At 42.5% G+C, this 25,034-nt stretch carries 17 protein-coding genes and 2 pseudogenes; 13 read left to right on the top strand and 6 right to left on the bottom strand.

Features of this window, described 5'->3' with window-relative positions:
• Nucleotides 1-427: 427 nt before the first annotated feature.
• The 3 genes from dnaB (at nucleotide 428) to AC2SLO_RS06040 (ending at nucleotide 4,205) form a co-directional block, all read left to right on the top strand.
• A complete protein-coding gene (gene dnaB / locus AC2SLO_RS06050; protein WP_486540767.1) occupies nucleotides 428-1,870 on the top strand; it encodes a replicative DNA helicase in 1,443 nt (480 codons plus the stop codon).
• Between the two features lie 277 nt (nucleotides 1,871-2,147).
• Nucleotides 2,148-3,182: a threonine aldolase family protein gene (locus AC2SLO_RS06045; RefSeq protein WP_486540769.1), complete on the top strand. Its 1,035-nt coding sequence runs from the start codon at nucleotides 2,148-2,150 to the stop codon at nucleotides 3,180-3,182.
• Between the two features lie 222 nt (nucleotides 3,183-3,404).
• Nucleotides 3,405-4,205: an enoyl-CoA hydratase/isomerase family protein gene (locus AC2SLO_RS06040; protein WP_486540771.1), complete on the top strand. Its 801-nt coding sequence runs from the start codon at nucleotides 3,405-3,407 to the stop codon at nucleotides 4,203-4,205.
• Between the two features lie 159 nt (nucleotides 4,206-4,364).
• On the opposite strand, the gene AC2SLO_RS06035 is transcribed toward AC2SLO_RS06040, so the two are convergent.
• Both AC2SLO_RS06035 and acnB read right to left on the bottom strand, forming a co-directional pair.
• Complete coding sequence (locus AC2SLO_RS06035; RefSeq protein ID WP_486540773.1) at nucleotides 4,365-5,561, bottom strand: aminotransferase-like domain-containing protein; 1,197 nt, start codon at nucleotides 5,559-5,561, stop codon at nucleotides 4,365-4,367.
• Between the two features lie 238 nt (nucleotides 5,562-5,799).
• On the bottom strand, nucleotides 5,800-8,403 hold the full coding sequence (gene acnB / locus AC2SLO_RS06030; RefSeq protein ID WP_486540775.1) for a bifunctional aconitate hydratase 2/2-methylisocitrate dehydratase: 2,604 nt from the start codon (nucleotides 8,401-8,403) through the stop codon (nucleotides 5,800-5,802).
• Between the two features lie 538 nt (nucleotides 8,404-8,941).
• Here acnB and lipA point away from each other — a divergent pair.
• The 6 genes and pseudogenes from lipA to AC2SLO_RS06000 form a co-directional block, all read left to right on the top strand.
• A complete protein-coding gene (gene lipA, locus AC2SLO_RS06025) occupies nucleotides 8,942-9,994 on the top strand; it encodes a lipoyl synthase (protein WP_486540777.1) in 1,053 nt (350 codons plus the stop codon).
• Nucleotides 9,995-10,272: 278 nt separating this feature from the next.
• Nucleotides 10,273-11,196, top strand: coding sequence for an alpha/beta fold hydrolase (locus AC2SLO_RS06020; RefSeq protein ID WP_486540779.1), 924 nt, complete (start codon nucleotides 10,273-10,275; stop codon nucleotides 11,194-11,196).
• 181 nt (nucleotides 11,197-11,377) lie between these two features.
• Nucleotides 11,378-12,199 carry a 2,3,4,5-tetrahydropyridine-2,6-dicarboxylate N-succinyltransferase gene (gene dapD / locus AC2SLO_RS06015; protein WP_486540781.1) on the top strand — a complete coding sequence of 274 codons (822 nt, stop codon included), beginning with the start codon at nucleotides 11,378-11,380 and terminating at the stop codon, nucleotides 12,197-12,199.
• Nucleotides 12,200-12,421: 222 nt separating this feature from the next.
• The gene (gene queE, locus AC2SLO_RS06010) at nucleotides 12,422-13,159 is read left to right on the top strand and encodes a 7-carboxy-7-deazaguanine synthase QueE (RefSeq protein WP_486540783.1); all 738 of its coding nucleotides are present in this window, start codon (nucleotides 12,422-12,424) and stop codon (nucleotides 13,157-13,159) included.
• 59 nt (nucleotides 13,160-13,218) lie between these two features.
• A pseudogene (locus tag AC2SLO_RS06005) lies at nucleotides 13,219-13,296 on the top strand (hypothetical protein); the annotation flags it as partial.
• A gap of 32 nt (nucleotides 13,297-13,328) precedes the next feature.
• A pseudogene (locus tag AC2SLO_RS06000) lies at nucleotides 13,329-13,643 on the top strand (multidrug resistance efflux transporter family protein); the annotation flags it as partial.
• Here AC2SLO_RS06000 and AC2SLO_RS05995 read toward each other — a convergent pair.
• The 4 genes from AC2SLO_RS05995 to rplU all read right to left on the bottom strand — a co-directional run bounded on the left by AC2SLO_RS05995 (nucleotide 13,640) and on the right by rplU (nucleotide 16,384).
• On the bottom strand, nucleotides 13,640-14,293 hold the full coding sequence (locus AC2SLO_RS05995; RefSeq protein WP_486540785.1) for a TetR/AcrR family transcriptional regulator: 654 nt from the start codon (nucleotides 14,291-14,293) through the stop codon (nucleotides 13,640-13,642). The pseudogene AC2SLO_RS06000 and the gene AC2SLO_RS05995 sit on opposite strands and share 4 nt — an antisense overlap.
• Nucleotides 14,294-14,480: 187 nt before the next feature.
• On the bottom strand, nucleotides 14,481-15,167 hold the full coding sequence (gene lolA / locus AC2SLO_RS05990) for an outer membrane lipoprotein periplasmic chaperone LolA (protein ID WP_486540787.1): 687 nt from the start codon (nucleotides 15,165-15,167) through the stop codon (nucleotides 14,481-14,483).
• 505 nt (nucleotides 15,168-15,672) lie between these two features.
• The gene (gene rpmA, locus AC2SLO_RS05985; RefSeq protein WP_486540789.1) at nucleotides 15,673-15,930 is read right to left on the bottom strand and encodes a 50S ribosomal protein L27; all 258 of its coding nucleotides are present in this window, start codon (nucleotides 15,928-15,930) and stop codon (nucleotides 15,673-15,675) included.
• Between the two features lie 142 nt (nucleotides 15,931-16,072).
• Nucleotides 16,073-16,384 carry a 50S ribosomal protein L21 gene (gene rplU, locus AC2SLO_RS05980; RefSeq protein WP_486540791.1) on the bottom strand — a complete coding sequence of 104 codons (312 nt, stop codon included), beginning with the start codon at nucleotides 16,382-16,384 and terminating at the stop codon, nucleotides 16,073-16,075.
• 752 nt (nucleotides 16,385-17,136) lie between these two features.
• On the opposite strand from rplU, the gene AC2SLO_RS05975 reads away from it, so the two are divergent.
• The 4 genes from AC2SLO_RS05975 to AC2SLO_RS05960 all read left to right on the top strand — a co-directional run bounded on the left by AC2SLO_RS05975 (nucleotide 17,137) and on the right by AC2SLO_RS05960 (nucleotide 24,901).
• Nucleotides 17,137-18,066, top strand: coding sequence for a polyprenyl synthetase family protein (locus AC2SLO_RS05975; protein ID WP_486540945.1), 930 nt, complete (start codon nucleotides 17,137-17,139; stop codon nucleotides 18,064-18,066).
• Nucleotides 18,067-18,468: 402 nt separating this feature from the next.
• Complete coding sequence (locus AC2SLO_RS05970) at nucleotides 18,469-19,851, top strand: efflux RND transporter periplasmic adaptor subunit (RefSeq protein ID WP_486540793.1); 1,383 nt, start codon at nucleotides 18,469-18,471, stop codon at nucleotides 19,849-19,851.
• A gap of 29 nt (nucleotides 19,852-19,880) precedes the next feature.
• Complete coding sequence (locus AC2SLO_RS05965; protein ID WP_486540795.1) at nucleotides 19,881-23,105, top strand: efflux RND transporter permease subunit; 3,225 nt, start codon at nucleotides 19,881-19,883, stop codon at nucleotides 23,103-23,105.
• A gap of 56 nt (nucleotides 23,106-23,161) precedes the next feature.
• Nucleotides 23,162-24,901 carry an efflux transporter outer membrane subunit gene (locus AC2SLO_RS05960; RefSeq protein ID WP_486540797.1) on the top strand — a complete coding sequence of 580 codons (1,740 nt, stop codon included), beginning with the start codon at nucleotides 23,162-23,164 and terminating at the stop codon, nucleotides 24,899-24,901.
• The last annotated feature ends 133 nt before the right edge of the window (nucleotides 24,902-25,034 follow it).

Here is a 25,034-nt window from a genome sequence, read left to right as displayed (position 1 = left end):
GCATTAGAGATTTGCATCCTATAAATCTCACTTCTCATCTAAATACTTGGCATTCATGGGTACGCTATAAATAGACGTTTATCCCAATAAACCTTAACCTGTAATGCGTTTTCATTCAAACCTTAATTGTAGGTTGTTGCCTTGAATAAGTTACTTTCTATTTTGATGACCTATTTAACTCCTTATATTTTATATTTATGACTCACTTTCTCACATTAATATTTCAAACCGCCTTTTTAAAGAAATTTAGATAACGCTTTAGCTTAAGACAGATAGTTTTAATACACACGCTTTAAAATGAATGTACGGCAGATTAGCTGCCAAAGCCCCTAACACAAACCTTTATTATTAAACCAACTCGAACAGATTACTAAGGACGCAGTTATCCTTGCACACATATCTAACCATTGATTAAGACTTGATAACTATGGCAGAGAGTAAGAAAAAAACAGATAGCAAGCAAGAGAACAATGATGTGGGGTTAACCGACCTGCTTAGCCAGCAGCCGCCACACAATATCGATATTGAAAAAGCATTGATTGCCTCTTTGATGAGTATTGAAGAGTCTTTTGATAGAGTCTCTGATATCGTTTCAAAAGATGACTTCTATGCCGGTCGCCATCAGCATATTTATACTGCGATTTCGCATTTAGCATTAGCCGGTGAGCCCTATGATACAGTGATGGTCCATGACTGGTTAAGCTCACAAAAGCTGCTAAAAGCGGCTGGCGGTGAAAGCTACCTTGCTGATATCTTGACCCAAAGCCCAGGCACGCTGTTTAACCTAACCGCTTATGCACAGCGTGTGCGTGAGTTATCTACCCTGCGCCAACTCATTACTGCAGGTAACGAGATGCTGGCCCTTGCCTACGATCCAAGAGAGCGCGGCGTGAGTGACATATTAGACACAGTTGAGTCTAAGATTTTCGCCATTAATGAGCAACATAATAAGCGTGCCGAGCAGCGCGGCCCAATGGAGGTTAGCTCCGTACTGGTCAACGTTGTCGAGCAAATGGATGAATTAAAGCGCAATCCTGATGGCATGATTGGTCTAAAAACGCCCTTTACTGAGCTTAATAACAAAACTCAGGGTTTGCAGGCAGGCGATTTAATTATTGTTGCTGCCCGTCCATCTATGGGTAAAACCACCTTTGCGATGAACTTAGCAGAGGGCGTATTATTCCATGAGAATTTACCAGTTGTGGTGTTCTCAATGGAGATGCCCGCAGAGTCTATCGTGATGCGTCTGCTATCTTCGTGGGGTCAGATTAACCAGACCAACCTGCGCTCTGCACAAATGAATGAAGATGAGTGGGCACGTATGATGAATGCCATCACTCATTTACAAGATAAGCATTTGTATATTGATGACAGTACCGCTCTACCGCCCTCAGAGCTGCGTTCACGCTGTCGCCGCATCGCCAAAAATCACGATGGCAAAATGGGCATGGTCGTGGTCGATTACTTGCAGCTAATGAAAGTACCGAGCTTAAGTGGTAACCGAGTGGAAGAGATTTCGGAGATTTCACGAAGCTTAAAGGCATTGGCGCGTGAATTAAACTGTCCGGTAATCGCACTGTCTCAGCTTAACCGAAGTCTAGAGAACCGTCCTAACAAGCGCCCTATCATGTCGGATTTGCGTGAATCAGGGGCTATTGAGCAGGATGCCGATTTGATTACCTTTATTTACCGTGATGAGGTATATAACGAGAACTCCGACCTTAAGGGCGTGGCTGAAATTATTATTGGTAAACAGCGTAACGGTCCTATCGGTACAGTACGTCTTGCTTTTGAGGGTCAGTACACCCGATTCATTAACCTAACGCCAGAACATTATATGGCCGATGCTGCTTTTGAGAATGATGAGTAATGTCATCACTGTTTAGGAGTAAACTCACCGTTAAACGTCAGGTTTTCTATGATTCATACGTCAAAACGTATTTATTATGTAAGTCCTAAAGCCAATGGCCAGTTAGAATCGTCATCTGTTAAAAAGTTGCTTTATAATAATTACTTATTTATGGATAACCATTTTGACTATTTTGCGTAAAGGAGCTGCTTAACCCTGTGTTAGCAGCTCCTTTTAACTTTATCATTACTAGGGCTTGTTCACACACCCTATCAATAAGAGAGTTTAAAACTAAGTTATGTTTCACTTTTTAAACGACTATAGCGAAAGCGCCCATCCTAATATTATAAATGCACTACAAGATACTCATTTGCAGCAGCATAAAGGGTACGGATTTGATGACTATTCTGCGGATGTACGAAACACCATTCGTCAGCAGCTAAATAATGATGATATTGCCATTCATTTTGGTATCACAGGGACACAAGCTAACTTAGTCTGTATCGCTGCCATGCTAACGCCTATTGACGGTATTATTTCATGTAACACAGGTCATATTGCGGTTAATGAAGCTGGTGCAATTGAAGCGACCGGCCACAAGGTTATTTTGGCAGAGTCAAAAGACGGTAAGCTAACCGTAGAAGCGGTCGACACTATCCGTAAGCGTCATAGCTTCGCGCCTCATGTGGTGCGTGCCAAAGCGGTTTATATCTCTAACACCACTGAGCTTGGTACTGTTTATAGTTATGAAGAATTAAAAGCCTTATCAGACTATTGCCGTGCTAATAATATGTATCTATTCATGGATGGCGCACGGTTAGGTGCAGCGATTGCACACAGCCATACCAATCCAGATGCCCGCACTCTAGGTTTCGCAGAGTTTGCAGAATTGATTGATGTGTTCTGGTTTGGTGGTACGAAAATGGGCGCTATGTTTGGTGAGATTTTAATTATTCCTAACAAAAAAATCGCCACTGATTTTAATATTTATCTAAAACAACATGGCGGTTTACTGGCAAAAGGTTACTTATTAGCGCTGCAGTTCCAAGTGCTATTAAAAGACAACTTGTATTTGAAACTATGCAAACATGCCAATGCGATGGCCGCCAAACTTGCTGAAGGTCTACAGCGAAAAGGACACAAGCTTTACGTGCCCGCTCAAAGCAATCAAGTCTTTGCCATTTTGCCGCATGCGCTTATTAGTACCTTAAAGCAAGAGTTTGATTTTTACGAGTGGGAAGAGCTTGATGATGGTCATAGTATCGTACGCTTAGTGACGTCGTGGGCAACTCCTGAAGAGCAGGTCGATCGCTTTATTCAGATGCTAAGTTAGTTAACATTTAGTTAATCCTTTGCTTTGATAACCAAAAATTTCTTTAGTAAACTGTTTTATCGTGAACTCATAACTTAGGGGCTATGTTAATCAGGGGCTATGTTAAATGGCCCCTAAGTTATGCTTCTTTATACTGGCATAATCATCACGTAGTAGCGATTTATCTTAGTACTATGCCAGTGCTCCCTGCCCTCTTCTCTCTCATTAGTTAGGATGCCACTTATGACCGAATCTCAAGATTTAGTGCTCTATAGCGTAGACAATCATATTGCCACGATTACTTTAAATGACCCTAAAAGTTTGAACGCCTTTAGCACGCCTTTGAAGAATAATATCCTAAAAGCCTTAGATGATGCCGGCGCTGATGATGATGTTCGAGTCATCATACTACAAGGTGCCGGCGGTAACTTCTCAAGCGGCAGCGATATCAAAGAGATGTTAGCAGGCGGCTTAGATAAAGAGGTTCTGTCAGAGAAAATCAAAGAGATGGTCGCTGGTGCCGGCGACGTTAGCCTAAAACTACGTAAAATTCATAAGCCTATTATTGCCAAGCTTGAAGGGGCCGTTATAGGCGAAGGCATGAACTTAGCCTTAACCTGTGATTTTCGTATTACCACGGATACCGCTAAATTTGTACAGGCGTTTGTTCATATTGGCCTAGTACCAGATGCAGGCGGAGTATATTTATTAAATCAATTGGTCGGTGTCGCTAAAACCACCGAGCTGATTATGCTGGGTGATAAAATTACAGCACAAGACATGGCAGATTTAAATCTAGTCAATGAAATGGTGAGCGCTGAAGAGATTGATGACGCTGTATTGAAACTGGCCAATCGTTTAAGTGCCATGCCAGCCAAATCGTTATCGACCATGAAGCATATGCTTAATACACACGCTTATTCAGGGCTGAATGAGGCGCTTGATATGGAAGTATTACAGCAAGTACGTATGGCACAAACTGATGACTTTTTGGAAGGTGTGACAGCTTTTATTGAGAAGAGGAAGCCGGTTTATAATAAATAAACCGCTTGTTGTCACTGATGCTTTAATTCATTTAGTGGGCGTATTTTAAAAGTACACCACTGAACAAATAAAGCTGAAACGTAAAAGGAGCAGACTGATAATTTCAGCCTGCTCCTTTTTTTGTATATAATCTCTGTAACTTAACTCAAATGTCTCATTTTAAAAGTCAGCCTTTTGACGATAAGCATCAAGCGCACCTTTCAATCGCTTAACGCCTTCAATAATTTGATTATTATTAAGACTGGTAAAGTTTAAACGTACAAATTCTTGATAGCCGTCAGATAAGGCAAAAGCCTCCCCTGGTACAAAGGCCACATTCTCTTTAATTGCATCATTTAAAAATTCGATAGATGAGATACCCGGTATACGTACCCAAATAAACATACCGCCATAGCTAGGATAAATCTCAATCTCTTCACCAAAATACGTCTGAATTGCTTCAACCATGCACTTTTTTTTCTGAGCGTACGTAGTTTTAATCAAATCTATATGCGCATGCAAATCATAGTTTTCGATATACTCAAACAGAATGGCTTGTACAAATGAGTTAGTGTGTAAATCAGCTGCCTGTTTAGCAATCACCATCTTTTTGATAATCTCAGCCGGTGCAATCACCCACCCAAGCCTAAAGCCTGGTACGAATATTTTTGAGAATGAGCCCATATAGATGACATTCTCTGGCGCTAGCGCATAAATAGGTCTGGTTAATGTGCTGTCGCCCTCGAAGCGTAAAAATCCGTAAGGGTCATCCTCTAGCATTAACTTACCTGAACTCTTGAGCTGCTCAGCCACAGCTGCTTTTTTGGCTGCCGAGTAAGTCACGCCGGTGGGGTTTTGAAAGTTTGGAATACCGTAAAAGAACTTGGTCTCTGGCTTGTTTAATACCTCACCAAGTTTCTCAACATCCACGCCATCTTGAGCCAATGGCACTTCAGCAAAAGCAGGACTGTACATTCTAAAAGCTTGAATCGCGCCAAGATAGCTTGGGCTTTCCATAGCGACCGTGTCTTGTGGATTAATAAATACCTTGCCCACCAAGTCTAAAGCCTGCTGCGATCCTGAAACAATCATCACTTGCTCTAAATCGACCTCTACGCCGTGATTTCTTGCAAATTCATCAGCAATCCATTGACGCAGACCGCTGTGCCCTTCTGTTGTCGAGTATTGAAATAACGACTCTTTATGTTTACCAAACATCAGATTTGTAGCATCTTGGATATCTTGCTGCGGAAATAGCTCAGGGTCAGGCAAGCCACCCGCGAAAGAGATAATGTTTTTGTTGACGGTGAGCTTTAGTATTTCACGCACAAAAGATGGCTTAAGTTCGGTGATGACATCTGAAAATTGGTATGACATGGAGGTGACTCTCATCTATATAGTATGAAGGACAGGTATAATAATATGTTGAGTCACAGTATATAGACCACACACTTATCAAGTCCATAAAAACTGCTGTTTTGAGTGTTTATGTCTTGTGATTATTGCATTTATTAGCCCTTTGTCATTCATCGCTCATAGAAAAACAATAAAAAAGACCCCGAATCCTAAGATACGAGGTCTTTTTTAGCTAAAAATTAACGCTTAGTTGGTCAACTTATGACAGTTGTGCCACGTTAATTTTGTCTGCTTCTTCAGTATACTCTTCCATACGGTCGAAGTTCATGTAACGATATACTTCGTCACCCATGCTGTTTAGCATGCCAGCGTATTGCTGATATTCTTCGTTAGTAGGTAGTTTACCAAGTACCGCAGCAACCGCAGCAAGCTCAGCTGATGCCAGATATACGTTAGCACCTTGACCTAGACGGTTCGGGAAGTTACGAGTAGAAGTAGATACCGCCGTAGAGCCTGGAGCAATACGTGCTTGGTTACCCATACATAGTGAACAACCTGGCATCTCAGTACGTGCGCCCGCTTGAGCGTAAGTATTGTAATACCCTTCTTCCATCAATAGGCGTGCATCCATCTTAGTTGGTGGTGCAATCCATAGACGAGTTTTCAAGCTGCCAGCAGGTACTTCTTGAAGTAGTTTACCAGCGGCACGGAAGTGACCGATGTTAGTCATACAAGAACCGATGAATACTTCGTCAATCTTGTCACCAGCAACGTCAGACAGTGTCTTAGCATCATCTGGATCGTTCGGGCAGCATAGAACTGGCTCATTGATTTGTGACATATCGATGGTCATATCGATTGCGTATTCTGCATCTTCGTCAGCACGCATTAAGCTTGGGTTAGCTAACCACTCTTCCATCGCTTCGATACGGCGGCTTAGCGTACGTGCATCGCCATAACCTTCAGAGATCATCCACTTAAGTAGCGTGATGTTAGACTTCAAGTACTCAGTCACTGACTCTTCAGATAGCGTAATAGTACAACCTGCAGCACTACGCTCAGCTGATGCGTCTGACAATTCGAACGCCTGTTCAACGGTTAAGTCTTCTAGACCTTCAATTTCTAAGATACGGCCGTTAAACTCGTTGATTTTGCCTTTCTTATCAACGGTTAAGTAACCTTCTTTGATCGCTTGTAATGGAATTGCGTGTACTAGGTCACGTAGAGTAATTCCAGGCTGACGTTCACCAACGAAGCGAACACGGACAGATTCAGGCATATCTAGTGGCATAACACCAGTCGCTGCTGCGAATGCAACCAGACCAGAACCTGCTGGGAATGAAATACCCATTGGGAAACGAGTATGTGAGTCACCACCAGTACCAACAGTATCTGGAAGAAGCATACGGTTTAGCCACGAGTGAATGATACCATCACCTGGACGTAAGCTTACGCCGCCACGGTTCATGATGAAATCAGGTAGTGTGTGCTGAGTTTCGACGTCAACTGGTTTTGGATAGGCGGCAGTATGACAAAAAGACTGCATTACTAAATCTGATTGGAAACCTAAACAGGCTAAATCTTTAAGCTCATCACGTGTCATAGGGCCAGTAGTATCTTGAGAACCAACTGTCGTCATCTTAGGCTCACAGTACATGCCTGGACGTACGCCTTCCATACCACATGCTTTACCAACCATCTTCTGAGCTAGGGTGAAACCTTTGTCAGAATCAGCAGGTTGTTCAGGCTTAGCGAATACGTCTGAATGCTCAAGACCCATGTACTCACGAGCACGATTAGTTAATGCACGACCAACGATTAATGGAATACGGCCACCGGCACGTACTTCATCAAGAAGGGTGTTTGAGTTAAGCTTGAACGTTGATAATACTTCATCAGAGTTATGCTTAGTGATTTTACCGTCGTGTGGATAGATATCAAATACATCACCCATATCGATGTTATCAACAGCAACGTTTTCGATAGGTAGTGCGCCTGAATCTTCCATAGTGTTATAGAAGATAGGAGCGATTTTACCACCTAATACTAGGCCACCAGCACGTTTGTTTGGTACGTTAGGGATATCATCACCCATTAACCAAAGTACTGAGTTAGTTGCTGATTTACGGCTTGAACCAGTTCCAACAACGTCACCAACGTATGCTAATGGATGGCCTTTGCCTTTAAGCTCTTCAATAAGCTTCATTGGACCACGTACACCCTCTTCATCAGCTTGGATGCCGTCGCGAGAGTTTTTATGCATTGCCAATGAATGAAGTGGAATATCTGGGCGGCTCCATGCGTCCTGTGCTGGTGACAGGTCATCAGTGTTGGTTTCGCCAGTAACTTTGAACGCTGTGTAAGTCAATTTTTGTGGTACTTCTGCACGGTTCAAGAACCACTCAGCATCTGCCCACGATTGAATGACTTCTTTCGCTTTCTCGTTACCCGCTTCTGCTTTTTCAGTCACGTCATTAAATGCATCAAAGACTAGCAGTGTTCTTTTAAGTGCTGTTGCTGCATTATCGGCAAGCTCAGCGTCGTCTAATGCCTCAACCAAAGGCATCACGTTGTAACCACCTTGCATGGTACCTAGGATATCAACAGCTTTTTTCTTATCGATAAGTGGAGACGTCGCCTCACCTTTTACGATAGCCGCTAAGAAGGCCGCTTTTACATAGGCTGCTTGGTCAACACCCGCTGGTACACGGTTAACCAACAAATCCATTAAGAACTCTTCTTCGCCCGCTGGTGGGTTCTTTAATAATTCAACTAAATCAGCAGTTTGATGCTCAGATAATGGAAGGGGTACTGTCCCTAGTTGGGCACGTTCTTCAACATGTTTACGATATGCGTCTAACACAATAAGCGTCCTCTTTGATAATTTTATGCAGGTTGGGTAGCATCCACAGGGACATCCACTGTGTCAATCAATCGATTGCAGTGAAATAGTGGGGCTGCCGGTACCTTGCAGGTGGGTTGAACTCTTTGTGCTAATATAGCGCAAAACGCTCAAAAAGTTAATCACGAAACTGTAAAGCGGTTGATAAGAAAGGCGATATCCGTTATTTATTTTAAAAATGGTAGTAATAGATTCAGGGCTGACAGCGTTTATATTCCACTGATCTTGTTTTTATATTGATTCACCTTATTTTAGAGAGTTTGGGAAATTAATATTAAACGATAACGATTAACCTATTCATTAGGGCAATTCGTTATTCGACATCTTTAATCAGAAATTTACTGATTTTAATTCATCTAAAAAGTAACGCCACTGCTACACACAGAAGAGTTGAATTGTCGGTGCCGAACTCAATATCTGCTATAATAGCCGCTATAAAACAGACACTTTTACAAACCAATAAACCCTAATACTAGTATGGGTTAGGACAGAATCGATTATGACAAACGCTGTAGAAACATTCGTTCCGGAAGCCAAACCGAAACCCAAAAAGGCAGTCAAGGGAGAGAAACTACGCGGATATGATAAAGTTGCGCGTATCCCAATTAAAGTTATCCCGACAGTAGAAGCGCCTAAGAAGCCAGATTGGATTCGCGTGAAGATGTCATCGCCGGCTGAAGTCGATCGCATTAAAAAGACGCTACGCAAACAAAAGTTATATACCGTTTGTGAAGAAGCAGCCTGCCCTAACCTGCCGCAGTGCTTCGGTGACGGTACCGCGACCTTTATGATTATGGGTGATATCTGTACTCGCCGCTGCCCATTCTGTGATGTGGCACATGGTCGTCCTAATGACTTAGATAAAGATGAGCCACGCCATACTGCCGAAACCATTCAAGGTTTGGGTCTGAAATATGCGGTAATTACTTCTGTTGACCGTGATGACCTAAAAGATGGCGGCGCGCAGCATTTTGTGGATGTGATTAATGAATCAAAAGCATTAAGCCCAAACTGCTTAATCGAAATCTTAGTGCCTGATTTCCGTGGCCGTATGGAGGTGGCTTTAGATTTATTAACTGAGACACCGCCAGATGTGTTTAACCACAACATCGAAACCGTGCCTCGCTTATATAAAGCGTTCCGTCCAGGCTCAGACTATCAGCATTCGTTAGATTTGCTTCAACAGTACAAAGCACGTCGTCCAGATATCGCAACCAAATGCGGCTTTATGGTTGGCCTTGGTGAAACCGAGGAAGAGGTTTACGCTCTGCTTGATGACTTAAAAGCGCACGATGTAGACATGATTACTATTGGTCAGTATTTGCAGCCAAGTAAGAACCATGCCCCAGTTGCGCGTTATGTGCATCCAGATGAGTTCCAACGTTATATGGACTATGGTAAGAAAATTGGCTTCTTTAGCATTTGGGCAGGCCCGATGGTTCGCTCAAGCTACTTCGCTGATCGTCAGTACTATGGTGAGGATTGCCCTGCACCAGTTCGTAGCAAAAAAGCACTGGCTGCAGAAGCGGAAGGTGTTAAATTTGGTTGTTAATAAAAACAGATTTGATTTATTTACTATGCGTTAATTTAGTTATTTATAACACTATAATATAATAATTAAAACTGATACAGCATAGCGTATGATTATAGATGCAGCCTGAGTGAAAATCGCTACCGCGTTGCTTCCACTTAGGTTGCATATTTTTTATTTCAGCCTCTTCACTCACGAGCTATTCTGATAAAAATCATTTTGATAAAAACTATTCTAATAACTATCCACTGAATTACTTAAACCGCTTTACTTAAAAAAGCTACCTAAAAGGACTTCCCATGGCTAAGACCCTACTATCATCTGATCAAATTCATACGCTCAACCATACCTTTTATGAGCCAAAAAATAAGGTCAAAGCGACGCTGCTGATTGCCCACGGTATGGCAGAGCATAGTGGCCGGTACGAGCTATTCGCTCAGTATTTAGCAGACAATGGCATCGCTGTTTTGACCTATGATCATCTTGGTCATGGCCGCAGTATCGCCAATAGTGATGACCTGGGGTTCTTTGAGAAAAAGCATCCGGTACAGACCTTATTAAAAGATGTCATTATCATGGCCAATGCCTTAAAGAAACAATATCCTGACGTACCGCACTTTATTATGGGTCATTCGATGGGCTCATTTATTATACGTAACACGCTACAAGTACACAGCCATGACTTTGCCGGCGCGATATTGATGGGCACCAGTGATAACAATCCACTGGTTAAAGGATTACTGCCTATTACTAAGGCCTTAAATAAACTGCAGCCAAGAATGACCAACTCTGTCTTCGCAAGAACCATGAATAAGGTGTTAAATAGTAAAATCAAAGATAAGTCATCAAATTCAGAGTATGCATGGATTTCTCGTAATCCTGAAGCCACTGCCGAGTATGAAAGCGACCCACTGTGTGGTTTCGATTTTACCAACAATGGATTTTATACCTTATTTAGTCTTATGGATCAGGGGTTGAACAAACAATGGTCAGCCACTATCGACCATGATTTTCCAATGCTGTTTGTGAGCGGTGAAGAAGATCCGATTGGTAATATGGGCAAAGGTATTCGCAAACTTACCAAACGTATGAAAAAGCAAGGATTTACCCATATATCACAGCAACTTTATCCGTTAATGCGTCATGAGCCTTTACATGAGACGGATAACCAGATGGTTTATCAAGACATTTTAGAATGGATAAATAACACTGCTAAAGCATAGGTTATTGACCCAAATTAAGTGATATCAAATATCAGTTTGCATCGCTAGTATACGGGCATAGATAAGACCGGTTAGTACGGCTCTAAATTTGCTAAACCGTTAGAAATTAGCGACAATACGACAGGCACGATTATCGCCCTTAGTTGGATTAATTTTCACACTCATTTATTTGGATAAAAACATGTCACTAGAACAAATTATCGAACAAGCTTTTGAAAAACGCGCTGACTACAGCCCAAGCACCATGCCACAAGACGTAAAAGATGCGGTAAATAACGTTCTTGAACAATTAGACAATGGCAGCTTACGTGTTGCTGAGAAAAAAGATGGCGAATGGGTTGTCAATCAGTGGGCAAAAAAGGCAGTGCTATTATCGTTTAGATTAAATGACAACTACCCAATGCAAACAGGTGAGCATCTACAGTTTTATGACAAAGTGCCGACTAAATTCGCTGATTGGACTGAGCAGCAATTTATCGATGCTGGCGTTCGTGTTGTCCCGCCTGCTGTTGCCCGCCGTGGTTCATTCATCGGTAAAGGCGTGGTATTAATGCCAAGCTACACCAATATTGGTGCATACGTTGATGAAGGTGCGATGGTTGATACTTGGGCGACCGTTGGTTCATGTGCACAAATCGGTAAAAACGTTCACTTATCAGGCGGCGTTGGTATTGGCGGTGTATTAGAGCCATTACAGGCCAACCCAACCATTATTGAAGACAATTGCTTTATCGGTGCGCGCTCTGAGATTGTTGAAGGCGTTATCGTTGAAGAAGGTTCAGTGATTTCAATGGGTGTATACATCGGTCAATCAACTAAGATTTATGACCGCGAAACCGGTGAAATCCATTACGGCCGTGTCCCTGCAGGCTCTGTTGTTGTTTCTGGCAGCCTACCTTCAAAAGATGGCTCTCACAGCTTATACTGTGCCGTTATCGTAAAAAAAGTTGATGCACAAACCCGCTCAAAAACCAGTATCAACGAATTACTACGTTTAGCATAATTGTTAAATGATTCATTGTAGATAAAATAGACACTTAGGTAGTTCTACCATATTCTGCCGTCTATGGTTGTCTTATAAACTAATACAACCTGATAATAAACAAGGTGCTTAGATAATTCTAAGCACCTTTATTCTTTACCAAAGCTTTAATTTTCAGCGACCTATTTATAAGATATTCTCTGCTTGCTTAGCCAATCGCCAAATTTATCAAGGCATCTTCTTATGACCCAAATCACGCCCCTTCGTAGCCAGTCTATTCCCGTTACCGACCCAGAAGCCGGTCTACGCATGACGGAGATTTTTTATTCTCTGCAAGGCGAAGCACTGTCCGCAGGCTTGCCGACTGTCTTCGTACGTCTGACTGGCTGCCCTCTGCGCTGTGTATATTGTGACACCACTTACTCCTTTACTGGAGGTGAGCGCTTATCATTAGATGCAATTATGGCGGAGATTGCACAATATCCTTGTAAGCGTATCTGCCTCACGGGCGGTGAACCACTGGCTCAGCCTAATGCCATTCCACTAATGCAAAGATTGCTTGCTGACGGTTATAATATCTCATTAGAAACAGCAGGTGCTTTATCAGTCGCTGAGGTACCTGAAGCGGTCAGTAAAGTAATGGATATTAAGACGCCTAGTAGCGGCGAACAAGATAAAAACCTATGGTCAAACCTCGATTACCTAACTCAGCATGATCAGCTAAAGTTTGTGATTATGAATCACAGTGATTATGAGTGGGCAAAACAAAAGCTAGCTGAATATCAACTGGACAAAAAAGTAGGCACCGTTTGGTTTTCACCTATGTTTAATGTTCATGAGGATGCCACAGGCGATGTGGCCAATGTCGATGTGCCGAATTTAGCCCGTGAATTGGCTGAATGGATACTAAAGGACGCCTTACCTGTCCGCTTTCAATTGCAGCTACACAAAATTATTTGGGCAGATGCCAAAGGAAAATAATAAGCGCTGCAATGAATTAAATCTATAATAAGTAGAGCATCGAACCAAAGGAGTAATTCGTGATTAGGCTCATTTTAATAACCTTACTTGCCAGTACCTTCTTTAGTTCGACCTATGTATTAAATGAGCTGATGAGTGCTGCAGGCGGTCATTGGTTTTGGTCAGCTAGTTGGGTAGTCTACCATTTTGGGTGTTGCTCGGTTTGGTTGTACGTCCAGAATTGCCAGACACCAGTCAAATTATTAGTATTGCATTGGTTGCGCTACTCTCTGGCGTCATCGCCACCAGTATATTTTTGTATGCGCGTGAGCAGGCTCAGACCTCAAGTGAGATGGCGGGCGTGGATGCGACGCAGGCCAGTGAAGTGGTTTTTGCTTTAATTGGCGGGATTGTATTACTAAACAACCCCTTTCCCTCAATGATGGGTATTATCGGTATTGTAATTATTATGATAGGACTGATGCTATTCGCCAAGGACGGCTAGTAGCGTCTATTAGGCTGCTTGAAGATAGAGAAAATATACTCAATATGCTGATGAACAACCTCTTCTGAAAAAGGATTTTTGCCAGAGATACGTGCAAACTGCGGCGCAAAGGTAAAAATAGAGTTGACCGCACCAATAAAAATATAACGAATATGCAAGCTGTCGCCTTTAGGCATTAATCCATAGCGCTGTGCTTGCTTTAATAAATTAAGCTCAGAGTCTGCATTAGGGCGTATGTATTGATCCGTAAACCAGTTGAGGCGATCAGAATCTCCTTGATTAGCCTGCATCATAAAGCGGTGAAAGTCAGGAAACTGAGCACTAAATTCAACATAATGCTTAAGCAGCTCATAGACAACAACATCTTCGTCTACATCGCCAAGGGTCGAGATTCGCTTTTCGGACTCTTCGGTATAGGTCTCAAAAATCGCTTTTGCAGCCGCTTTCCATAAGTCCTCTTTACTGCCAAAGTGATGCGTAATAAGAGTATGGTTGACGCCCGCTCTACTGGCTATCGCACGGGTAGACACGCCCTCAAAGCCTGATGACGCAAACTCTTTTAAGGCTGCATCTAGGATTTTGCATTTGGTTTCTATCGAGCGCTTTTGCTCTGAGCGTTTATTTGAGCTGTTGTCTACTTTTTCAGTCATACTGTCCCCTATCTCATTGCTTGCTGATAAGTCTAATTCTATACCCTTATTATAAATCAAAAAACCCAAGCACTGGGCTTGGGTTTTTTACTATCCGGCTTATCATACGCTAACAATTGCTGACTTGTTTAAATTAATTGTTTTAAAAGACAGCCAGGTTTGCACCTATAACTAAGCTAGGCTAGGATTACTGATCAATAACGTCAACACCTTTAGGGGGTGTGAATTTAAACTGGCTGCTAGCGATGCTATTGTTTACTTTCACATTGCTGAATTTAATAGAAGTTACTTGGCCTAGCGAATCATTGAGTACCATCATCACAGGCTTACCACCACTAAAACTAACTGCTAAGCTTTTGAAGTTACTGTCGCTAGATTTAGGGTATAGCACGTAATAGTTCTTACTGCCATTTGGCTGAGTAATCTTGAAGTTTTTCGCAATCTTGCTTGGGTCACCTGATAGTAATAAAGCAGGCGTGTTACCTAACTGCTGATCCGCATTCTGACGGGTCACTTGCTCTAAGTCTTTGTCATATACCCATAGGGCTTTACCGTCAGTCACAATAAGCTGCTCTGAAGGTGAGGTAATATTCCAACGGAAATTATTTGGACGCTGTAGACTCATATTACCTGAGAAGGTACCATTTTTTGCGCTAAGACCACTGTTGTTGCTGCCTGAACCTTTCGTCGTTTGAGTAAAATTAGCAGTCATGCTTTTGGTGTTCTTAAGTAGCGCGTTTAGACGCTTAGCTGCGGTTAGATTGTCCGCTGCTGTTGCCGCTTGCGCTGCTTGTGATACAGCCACCATAGGTGCGCCTAATACCAATGCGCCAGCTAGAGTCGTGCTCATCATTTTCTTTAAGATAGTATTCATAATCATTTTTCCTTTAAGTTTAACAAGTATCCAAATAACAAGACTTCAAATAAATAGTCGCTGATTGAGTCGCTAAATCTTATCTATCGCTTATTGATTGGATTAATTATCATTCGAATTAATGGTGTTTAATGGGCTCTCTACAAGTCACCGTAACTTGTTGCACAGTGTGCCAGTTCTTTTATTACGTGACTAGACGATATTTGCAAAGAAAACTTCTCGCTTGTTACCCAGCTATCACACAACCCCCAATTCAATAGTTACTCACCTTTAATTTGTGAATTATCGTTTTTGTTTTTTATGGTTATGTGATTATTAGGCTTAAATAAAGTAGCTTATATTATTTGGGTCATCTATTTATGCAGTTTATACCTATACAAATACAATAAAAAAGCCCTGATATAAATATCAGAGCTTTTTTACTTACTGGTGTTAAAACGACCTAGTAAAATAGTAACCATTCAGCGAGTTTGACTATCAAGTAGCCAAATGCTGATATCGTTGATTATGCTTCTTGAACAGAAACGTAACGACGGTTAAATTTACCTTTAGTATCGAATTTAACAACACCATCAGTTAAAGCGAATAGAGTATGGTCACGACCCATGCCTACGCCTGTGCCTGCGTGGAATTCAGTACCACGTTGACGAACGATGATGTTACCAGCCACAACGTCTTGACCGCCAAATACTTTTACGCCAAGCATTTTAGGGTTAGAGTCACGACCGTTACGAGTTGAACCTGCGGCTTTTTTATGTGCCATGAGAAATCTCCTTACTGAGACTAATTTATAAAACTTGATGATTACATAATCAATCGATAATTCATCTTAAAGCACTACATTTGTACTGTAAAACGTTTAATGTAACTGTTTATATAATCACTATAAAGGTAAAGACCAGCTATTAAGCATTAATTGCTTTAATCTTAAGAAGCGTGTACCACTGACGGTGACCTTGCTCTTTATGATAATGTTTACGACGCTTATGCTTAACGATACGGATTTTTTTACCGCGACCGTGTTCTACTACTTCAGCTTCAACGCTTGCGCCTTCAACAACTGGCTGACCAATTTTATAATCATCGCCATCAACAACCATTAATACATCTTCAATCTTAATGGTTTCGCCTTTTTCAGCTTTAAGAAGCTCTACTTTTAGTAGTTCATCAACGTTTACACGATGCTGCTTACCACCACTTTTAATAACTGCGTACATCTTATGACTCCGTTTAACCCGTGTGCCGTGGTTATCTAAAGCATCTATCTATATGCTAATCAAATAACACTTCAGCTTTTGCCTGATTTACGGTCACGACAGGGAAAGTTACAGAAAAAAAAGCAAACATAGCGTCAGGGTTTAATAATAAGTGGCGAGCCACTTTTGGATACCTGTTTACTGCTATAAGCTTTAAATATGAAGGCAGAATTTTACGCATTTTGAGCGCTAATTGCAAGAGATGATTGCAAATAAAGCCTATGCTATGATGCTTTTCATTATTAATTAACCAAAGAATTAGCCAAAGTTTCTTATTAATTCAATAATAGCCTATAGAATTTGACGATAAAACGATAATCAAACGATATGTTAGGTAAAATTATATTAAAATACTTAGCCTTAACCCTATCATTATAAAATCGCTGTTGGTGGGGCTTTTGTTTTACTTGTGCCACATGGTTAACTAATAACCCTTATTAAGCTTTAATTAGGCTCATCTAGCCTAAATGTGTCACCTATTTATATTATGTCTCGTTTATTCGTGCTTCATTCAGTATGATGAATACCATAGGATGATGACCAATAATAACTCTCAATTATTCAATTTCAGTTGACTATATAATATGACTTTATCAAATAACATTTCAGCCGACCTCGATTCAAAGCCAACCGCTGCCGCTAATGATACCCGTGCTAAAACCTCTATTGATTATGCCGACATCCAGCAAATCATCGCCGATGACTTTGCCATCATGGATAAGCAGGTCTTTGGTAGCCTAAATTCTAAAGTTCAGTTGGTAATGAATGTCTCTCAGCATGTGATTAATGCTGGCGGCAAGCGTATGCGCCCGCTGATTACCTTACTATGCTCTCGCCTATGCCAAGATGAACAATCTGAAGACGCAATGCATCTAGCAGCTATTACTGAAATGCTGCATACAGCGACGTTGGTACACGATGATGTGATTGATGAGTCAGGCCTGCGCCGTGGTCGTCCTACCGCTAATGCAACATGGGATAACCCAACCGCAGTTTTGGTAGGCGACTATCTTATCGCACGTGCCTTTAACTTATTAGTCGGCTTTCAGAGCTTACCTTTACTGCAGCTATTTTCGGATGGCACCTGTGATATCGCTGAGGGCGAAGTGCTGCAATTACAGCATCAGCACAACCCTGAAGCCACTGAAAATGATTATATGCGCATCATTGATGGCAAGACCTCTCGCCTATTTATGATGGCAACTTGCGGTGTGGCTATCTTAAGAGATCGTCCTGACTTTATGCAGCCCTTTAGCGACTTTGGTCAACACTTTGGTAATGCGTTCCAAATTATTGATGATGTGCTCGATTATAGTGGCGACGCTGAGGTCATGGGTAAAAACTTAGGCGACGATTTAGCAGAAGGCAAGCCCACCTTGCCAACGATTGTGGCATTGCGCCTATTAAAAGAAAAAGATAGGGATAAGTTCAATACCCTTCGTATCGCAGTACAGACGGGTAAAGTCGATGACGCCGCTAAACTGATTGATTTGGTTAAAGAATCTGGCGCATTAGAATATTGCCGTGAGCGTGCATTGGAAGAAACTCGCTTAGCTCAAAAAGCGCTTAACAAGTTACCAGATAACCAATATCGTTTGGGTCTATGGCAGTTAACTCAACTTGCCAGCTCTCGTTTAGCCTAACTGTTTGAGCAACATACTGAACGTCCAATTCTTGACCGTGATAAATTAATGTTTGTTATATTTTACATCTGTAAGATATAATAGCATCTAATTGACACGGTCATATTGCATAATTTACATGCTCACTAACGATAACCCACACCTGTGATTTTTTCTTTATCTTATTGTTTATTTTACAAAATAGGGCTGAGTACTCTTTTGAATAAACAAACTATGAATGAAAACCTCTACTCATTTTGAATAAAACTTTCATTGAATTGAAAACTAAAATATTTACAAATTTAAAACAAGGGTGACAGTTATCGTTGCTAAAGTTAATGCTATCGATACACTCTATTTGTCCTGTTATCTAGCAAGCTAGCTCATCTGCTTGTGATGATCCACAATCTTAAGGTCTTTTACATGAAGCAATCACATCTTTTCATCGCTATTAGTTTGGCATTATCTAGCCTTGTATTGGTAGGCTGTGATAAAAAAGAAAGCGAAGCAGATGCTGCTGCCCAGCAACAATCACCGCTTCCTGTTGTTAACGTCACTACAGTACAATTCCAAACCGTGCCCATGATTGAAGAATTCTCTGGACGCACAACCGCTTATGAAGTGGCAGATATTAGACCACAGGTAACCGGTGTTGTTGATGAGATTTTGTATGCACAGGGCGGCATGGTGCAAAAGGATCAACCCTTATATCGTCTAAACTTTGATAACTATGCGGCAGACCAAGCAGCCAACCAAGCGGCGGTTCAACAGGCCAAAGCCAATGTCAATACTGCAATTGCTAGCTATAACAATGCAGTCGCCAATATTGAGTCGCGCAAAGCTGATTATGAGCAAGCCGTTGCTGATATGGAAAGATTGCGTCCGCTAGTCTCTCAGCAGGCCATCTCTGAGCAGCAATATCAACAAGCAGAAACGCAAGCCAAGACGGCAAGAGCAGCTTATGCTAGTGCACAAGCATCGGCTGAACAGGCCAAAGCAAATATTGAAAGCGCTGAAGCGGCAGTAGAAACGGCTCAAGCACAGCTATCAAGCAGTCAGTTAGATATGAGCCGTACCATTGTACGCTCGCCGATTACTGGCATGTCAGAGCGCTCAAATGTCACCGCAGGTGCGCTAGTAAACGCTAACCAAGTGGATCCGATGGTTACCATTTCTAAAATCAACCCTATTTATGTCGATATCAGCCAATCTTCTGCTGATCTACTGAGACTGAAACAGCAGCAAGCCAATGGCAAAATACAGCCCGGTAGCAGTGGTGTTGAGCTGATATTAGAAGATGGTTCTACCTATCCCGTTAGAGGTCAATTATCACTGGCAGAAGCACGGGTTGATCAAGACACAGGAAGCGTTACGCTACGGGCTACTTTCAAAAACGACAACCTCATCTTACTCCCAGGTATGTATGTAAAAGCACGCTTATTACAAGGGCGCATTAATAACGCTGTTTTACTACCGCAAAGCGCATTAATACGTACGCCAAAAGGTGAGACGCAAGTAAACATTGTCGATCAAAACAATAAAATTCAAGTACGCGATGTTGAAGTAAATGGCACTTATAAAGGCAATTGGATTATTACGGATGGTCTGAATCAAGGCGAGAAAGTCGTGGCTATCGGTGGAACAAACTTAAAACCTGATCAAGAGGTTGTGGTTAAACCAATGCCAGGTAATCAAAAGCCAAATAACAATAATGGCAATGCACCGCAAGCTGCACCGCAAGGACCCTACGCGCCTGACACTCAAAGAAAAACTGAAAACACACCTAAAAACGAAGCTACACAATAATTCAAAAATAGGCAGACTAGGAATTTATCATGTCACGATTTTTTATTGATCGCCCTATTTTTGCATGGGTGATTGCAATCTTAATTATGCTCCTGGGTGTGATTTCGGTTATTAATTTACCGATTGAACAGTACCCTCGTATTGCGCCACCAACCGTTAGTGTCAGTGCTGCATATCCTGGTGCTGATGCCCAAACCGTTGAGGACTCTGTTGTTCAGGTTATTGAGCAACAGATGAAGGGGCTTGATGGCCTAATGTATATGTCATCTAGCAGTTCATCAAGCGGTAGCGGGTCTGTAACGCTAACCTTTGAGAACGGTACCGATCCAGATACTGCTCAGGTACAGGTCCAAAACAAGCTGCAGTCAGCAATGAGCTCATTGCCAGAACCTGTTCAACGCCAAGGGGTAAATGTCAACAAATCCTCAAGCGGTTTCTTGATGGTTCAAGGCTTCATCTCTGAAGATGGCTCAATGGATAACGTTGATATTTCAGACTATATTGCCTCTAATGTTGTTGATCAAATCAGCCGTGTTGAAGGGGTCGGTGAGGTTCAATTATTTGGTTCATCATACGCCATGCGCGTGTGGTTAGACCCTGCCAAACTGCGTAGCTTTAATCTGATGCCAAGTGATGTTGTGAGCGCTATTAGAGCTCAGAACGCGCAAATCTCAGCGGGTCAACTTGGTCAAGCACCTGCCAATACTGAAGAGCAGGTTATTAACGCGACAGTGACTATTCAAAGCTACTTACAGACTCCTCAAGAGTTTGAAGACATCTTATTGAAGACGGATAATACAGGTGCTCAGGTTCGCTTAGGTGATGTTGCCAAAGTAGAAATGGGTAATGAGAACTACAGTGTTCAAGCCTTATACAATGGCAACCAATCAGCCGGTATGGGTATCTCGCTAGCACCAGGCTCAAACGCGCTTGAAACCAGACAGTTGGTTGAAGAGCGTATGGCTGAGCTTGAAGCGAACTTCCCAGCAGGTCTAACCTCCGTCGTACCTTATGACACCACCCCATTTGTTAAGTTATCTATCGAACAGGTTGTCCACACCCTAATTGAAGCCATTGTGTTGGTATTTTTGGTGATGTTCCTGTTCTTACAGAACTGGCGTGCGACAATTATTCCGACGCTTGCCGTACCTGTCGTATTGCTAGGTACCTTCGGTGTGTTGTATGCCGCAGGCTTTAGTATCAACATACTTACCATGTTCGCTATGGTTCTATCCATTGGTCTTCTGGTGGACGATGCGATCGTTGTTGTCGAAAACGTTGAACGTATCTTAGAAGAAAACCCTGACATCTCCGTACATGATGCGACCGTACAATCAATGGGTGAAATCAGTAAGGTTGTTATCGGTATTGCTCTGATTCTAGCGGCTGTTTTCGTTCCGATGGCATTCTTTGGTGGTTCAACGGGGGTAATCTATCGTCAATTCTCCATTACCCTAATCACCAGTATGGCCTTATCAGCTCTTGTGGCGTTAATTTTTACACCGGCATTGTGTGTGACTTTACTCAAACGTGAGCGTAAAGAAACCAACGGTAAAAAAGGCTTCTTTGGCTGGTTTAACCGTACCTTCGACAAAATAAGTGAATCATACGAGCGCTTTATTGGTAAAAGCATTAATCTGAAATGGTTATATGCTTTAGGCTATGCTGCCATTATCGGTATTATGGCTGTTATTTTTATGCGTATCCCAGGGTCATTCTTACCAGATGAAGACCAAGGTATTATGATTACGTTGGTTCAGCTTCCTGCGGGCTCCACCATTGAAGAAACCCAAGATGTGCTGGCTAAAGTAAACGATTACTACCATTCGCAAGAAACAGATAACGTTGAAGCCGTCTTTACCATTGCAGGCTTTAGTTTTGCTGGTCAAGGTCAAAACATGGGTCTTGCCTTCATCCGTTTGTCAGACTGGGAAAACCGTAATGGCGATGAGAACTCAGCTCAAGCAGTTGCTGATAGAGCTATGGGTTATTTCTTTACTCAATTAAACGAAGCTCAAGTCTATGCGATTGTGCCACCTGCTATTACTGAGCTTGGTAATGCCAGTGGTTTTGACTTAATGCTACAAGATGTCGGTAACGTAGGCCATGAGGGCTTACTTGCTGCTCGTAACCAGCTACTCGGTATGGCATCACAAAGCGACCAGGTGTCAGGCGTACGCCCTAACGGTCAAGAAGATGCACCGCAATTAAAAGTCAATGTTAACCAAGAGCAAGCTGCCGCTTACGGCTTACCGATACAAGCTATTAACAGTGTTATTTCAACAGCATGGGGCTCATCTTACGTTAACGACTTTATCGATAGAGGCCGTATTAAACGCGTTTATATTCAAGGTGAAGCAGACAGTCGTACCAACCCTGATGACATTCAGAAGTGGTATGTACGTAATGACGCAGGACAGATGATTTCATTTGATGCCTTTTCTAGTAGTGAGTGGAGATATGCTTCTCCGCGACTGACCCGTTATAACAGCTTCCCTTCTATGAACATTCAGGGTGATGCTGCGCCAGGTCTAAGTACTGGTGAAGCGATGACAGCTATGGAGGAAATGATCGGTCAGCTGCCTGAGGGTATCGGCTACGAATGGACAGGCTTATCTCTTGAAGAGAAAAAGTCTGGTGCACAGGCGCCTATGCTGTATGCGCTTTCTATCTTAGTTGTTTTCTTATGTTTAGCGGCTTTATACGAAAGTTGGTCTATCCCCTTTGCGGTCATTTTAGTGATACCATTAGGGGTAATTGGTGCCGTCATGTTTACTTGGTTTAGAGACTTTGCCAATGATATTTACCTGCAAGTTGGTCTTCTCACCGTCGTTGGTTTGTCTGCTAAAAACGCGATTTTGATTATCGAGTTCGCTAAAGAACACCAAGAGGAAGGAAACTCGCTACGAGATGCGGTTATGCTTGCGGCGCGTCAACGTCTGCGTCCAATTATCATGACCTCATTGGCATTTGGTCTGGGTGTGGTTCCTTTATATCTTGCTAACGGTCCTGGCGCAGGAAGTCAGAACGCCATTGGTACCAGTGTATTAGGCGGTGTTGTTACAGCGACCTTCTTAGGTATCTTCTTTATCCCTATGTTCTATGTATGGGTTCGTAGTATCTTTAAAGGCAAAAATAACAACGGTTCAGGCACCGGTTCAACAGGTTCATCATCACATTCAGATGCGGCCACCTCACCGAATGCTGGCGCGGCACCGGTTACCCCAGCTAATTTTGGAGACAACACTCAATGACGACATCTGTAACATTAACGAGTACTAAAACAAGTCGAAGCGTGAGTGCAATTGCTATGAATACCAATAAAAAATGGTCACGTTTGTTTGGGTTATCTGCTTTGGCAGTGGCATTAAGTGCCTGTCAAAGCATCCCCTCTGCTGAGACCAATCCACCCGTTGCGCGCCCAAATATCCCACTGGGTGCTAATTCGGGCTATGATTATGTTGATCCAAACCAAGCGCCTTCAAGCTTAGCGGCGCTTCGTTGGCAGAGCTTTTATACCGACCCCAAGCTAAAATCGTTGATTCAAATGGGTCTTGAAAACAACAAAGACGTGAAACAAGCGGTTCTTGCCATTCAGCGTGCAGAAGCGCAGTATCGCATTAGTGATAAACAAGACTTGCCTCGTGTTAATGCTAATAGTGAGTACTCTCGGAGCAGTCGTGGTGGCTATGACAATGGCGACGATAATTTTGAAGTCGGTCTAGGCATGGCAAGCTATGAGCTTGACTTTTGGGGTAGAATCTCAAGCTTAAAAGAACAAGCGTTGCAAGACTATCTAGCCACTACTGCGGCTAAAGACACAGCACAAGTCAGCCTGATTGCAAACATTGCTCGCAGCTATGTGGATTTAAGCTATCAGTTAAAGCAGTTAGAATTGGCATTGAGCACTTTACAGACGCGTGAAGAATCGCTAAGAATTACCCGTGCTCGTCTTGAAGCAGGTATTGACTCTAAAGCACCATCGCTTCAAGCGGCGGCGGCAGTAGAGCAAGCCCGTATTGCAGCGTTAGAAGCTCAAAGCAATGTGTTGACTGCTAGAAACGCATTGAAATTCTTAATTGGTACGCCGATTACCGATGATATGCTACCTGAACCTGCAGTTAGCTCAATTGTGACAGAAGATGTGTTGAATGCAGGTCTGCCAAGTGACCTACTTCGCTATCGTCCCGATGTGCTGCAAGCAGAGTATAGACTTAAAGCAGCTGGTGCGAATATCGAAGTCGCACGTACTGCTTATTATCCGACCATTAGCTTAACGGGTAACTTGGGCTATTCTAGTACCGATTTATCAGACCTGTTCAAGAGTAGTTCGGCAGGATGGTCATTTGGCCCATCGGTTAGCTTGCCTATCTTTGATGCTGGTCGACGTGATGCCGACTATGAAGTGGCACAAATAGAGCGCGAGCAAGCTTTGGCCAGCTACGAGAATGCGATCGAATCTGCATTTAGAGAAGTTAACGACGTATTAGCGACTCGTGCGACTCTAGATGAAAGACGTGCCGCTGAATACCGCCTGCAAGAGAACTATCAGGGTATTTATGAAGTGTCTGATGCCCGTTATAAAGCGCAGGTTGATGATTATCTAGCAGTATTGGATGCGCAGCGTTCATTATTCTCAACACAGCAATCTATTCTACGACTTGAGCAAGAACGTCTGAACAATCAGATTGAGCTGTATCAAGCCTTAGGCGGCGGTGCAAACCTAGTTGAGCCAAAATCAATTCCAACGCCTCAGTATCGTAACTTGAGTAACATTCTTCAAGTATCGACCAATGAGCAAAAAGCGGAAGATGCGATTAAAGCGGCCAGTGCGCCTACAATTGCGACAGCCAGACAAGCGGCTGCTATCGAGGCCGGTGAGCCATTACGAGTCACGGAGCAAACCGTTACGGATACGGTTGATTTTAATAATGACAGCAATCCTGATGCGTATATCTCACAAATTGAGACCACAACACATCCGGCTGGTTCAACCATTAATAAAACCGAAAAGGGTTATGAAGTGGTTGCTCCTGACAACGGTCAATAGCTTGGCTTAGAATTTGGGTCATTACTCTAGGTAATAGACAAATCACACAGCTTAAAAAAGAGGCGTTATCAATAGATAGCGCCTCTTTTATGTTTAATACTCTTTATTATAAACTCTGTACTCTTTATTATAA

This window comes from Psychrobacter sp. CX14, assembly GCF_057396205.2.
The sequence above is the reverse complement of the archived record's forward strand: the minus strand, read 5'-3'. Positions and strand labels throughout refer to the sequence as shown.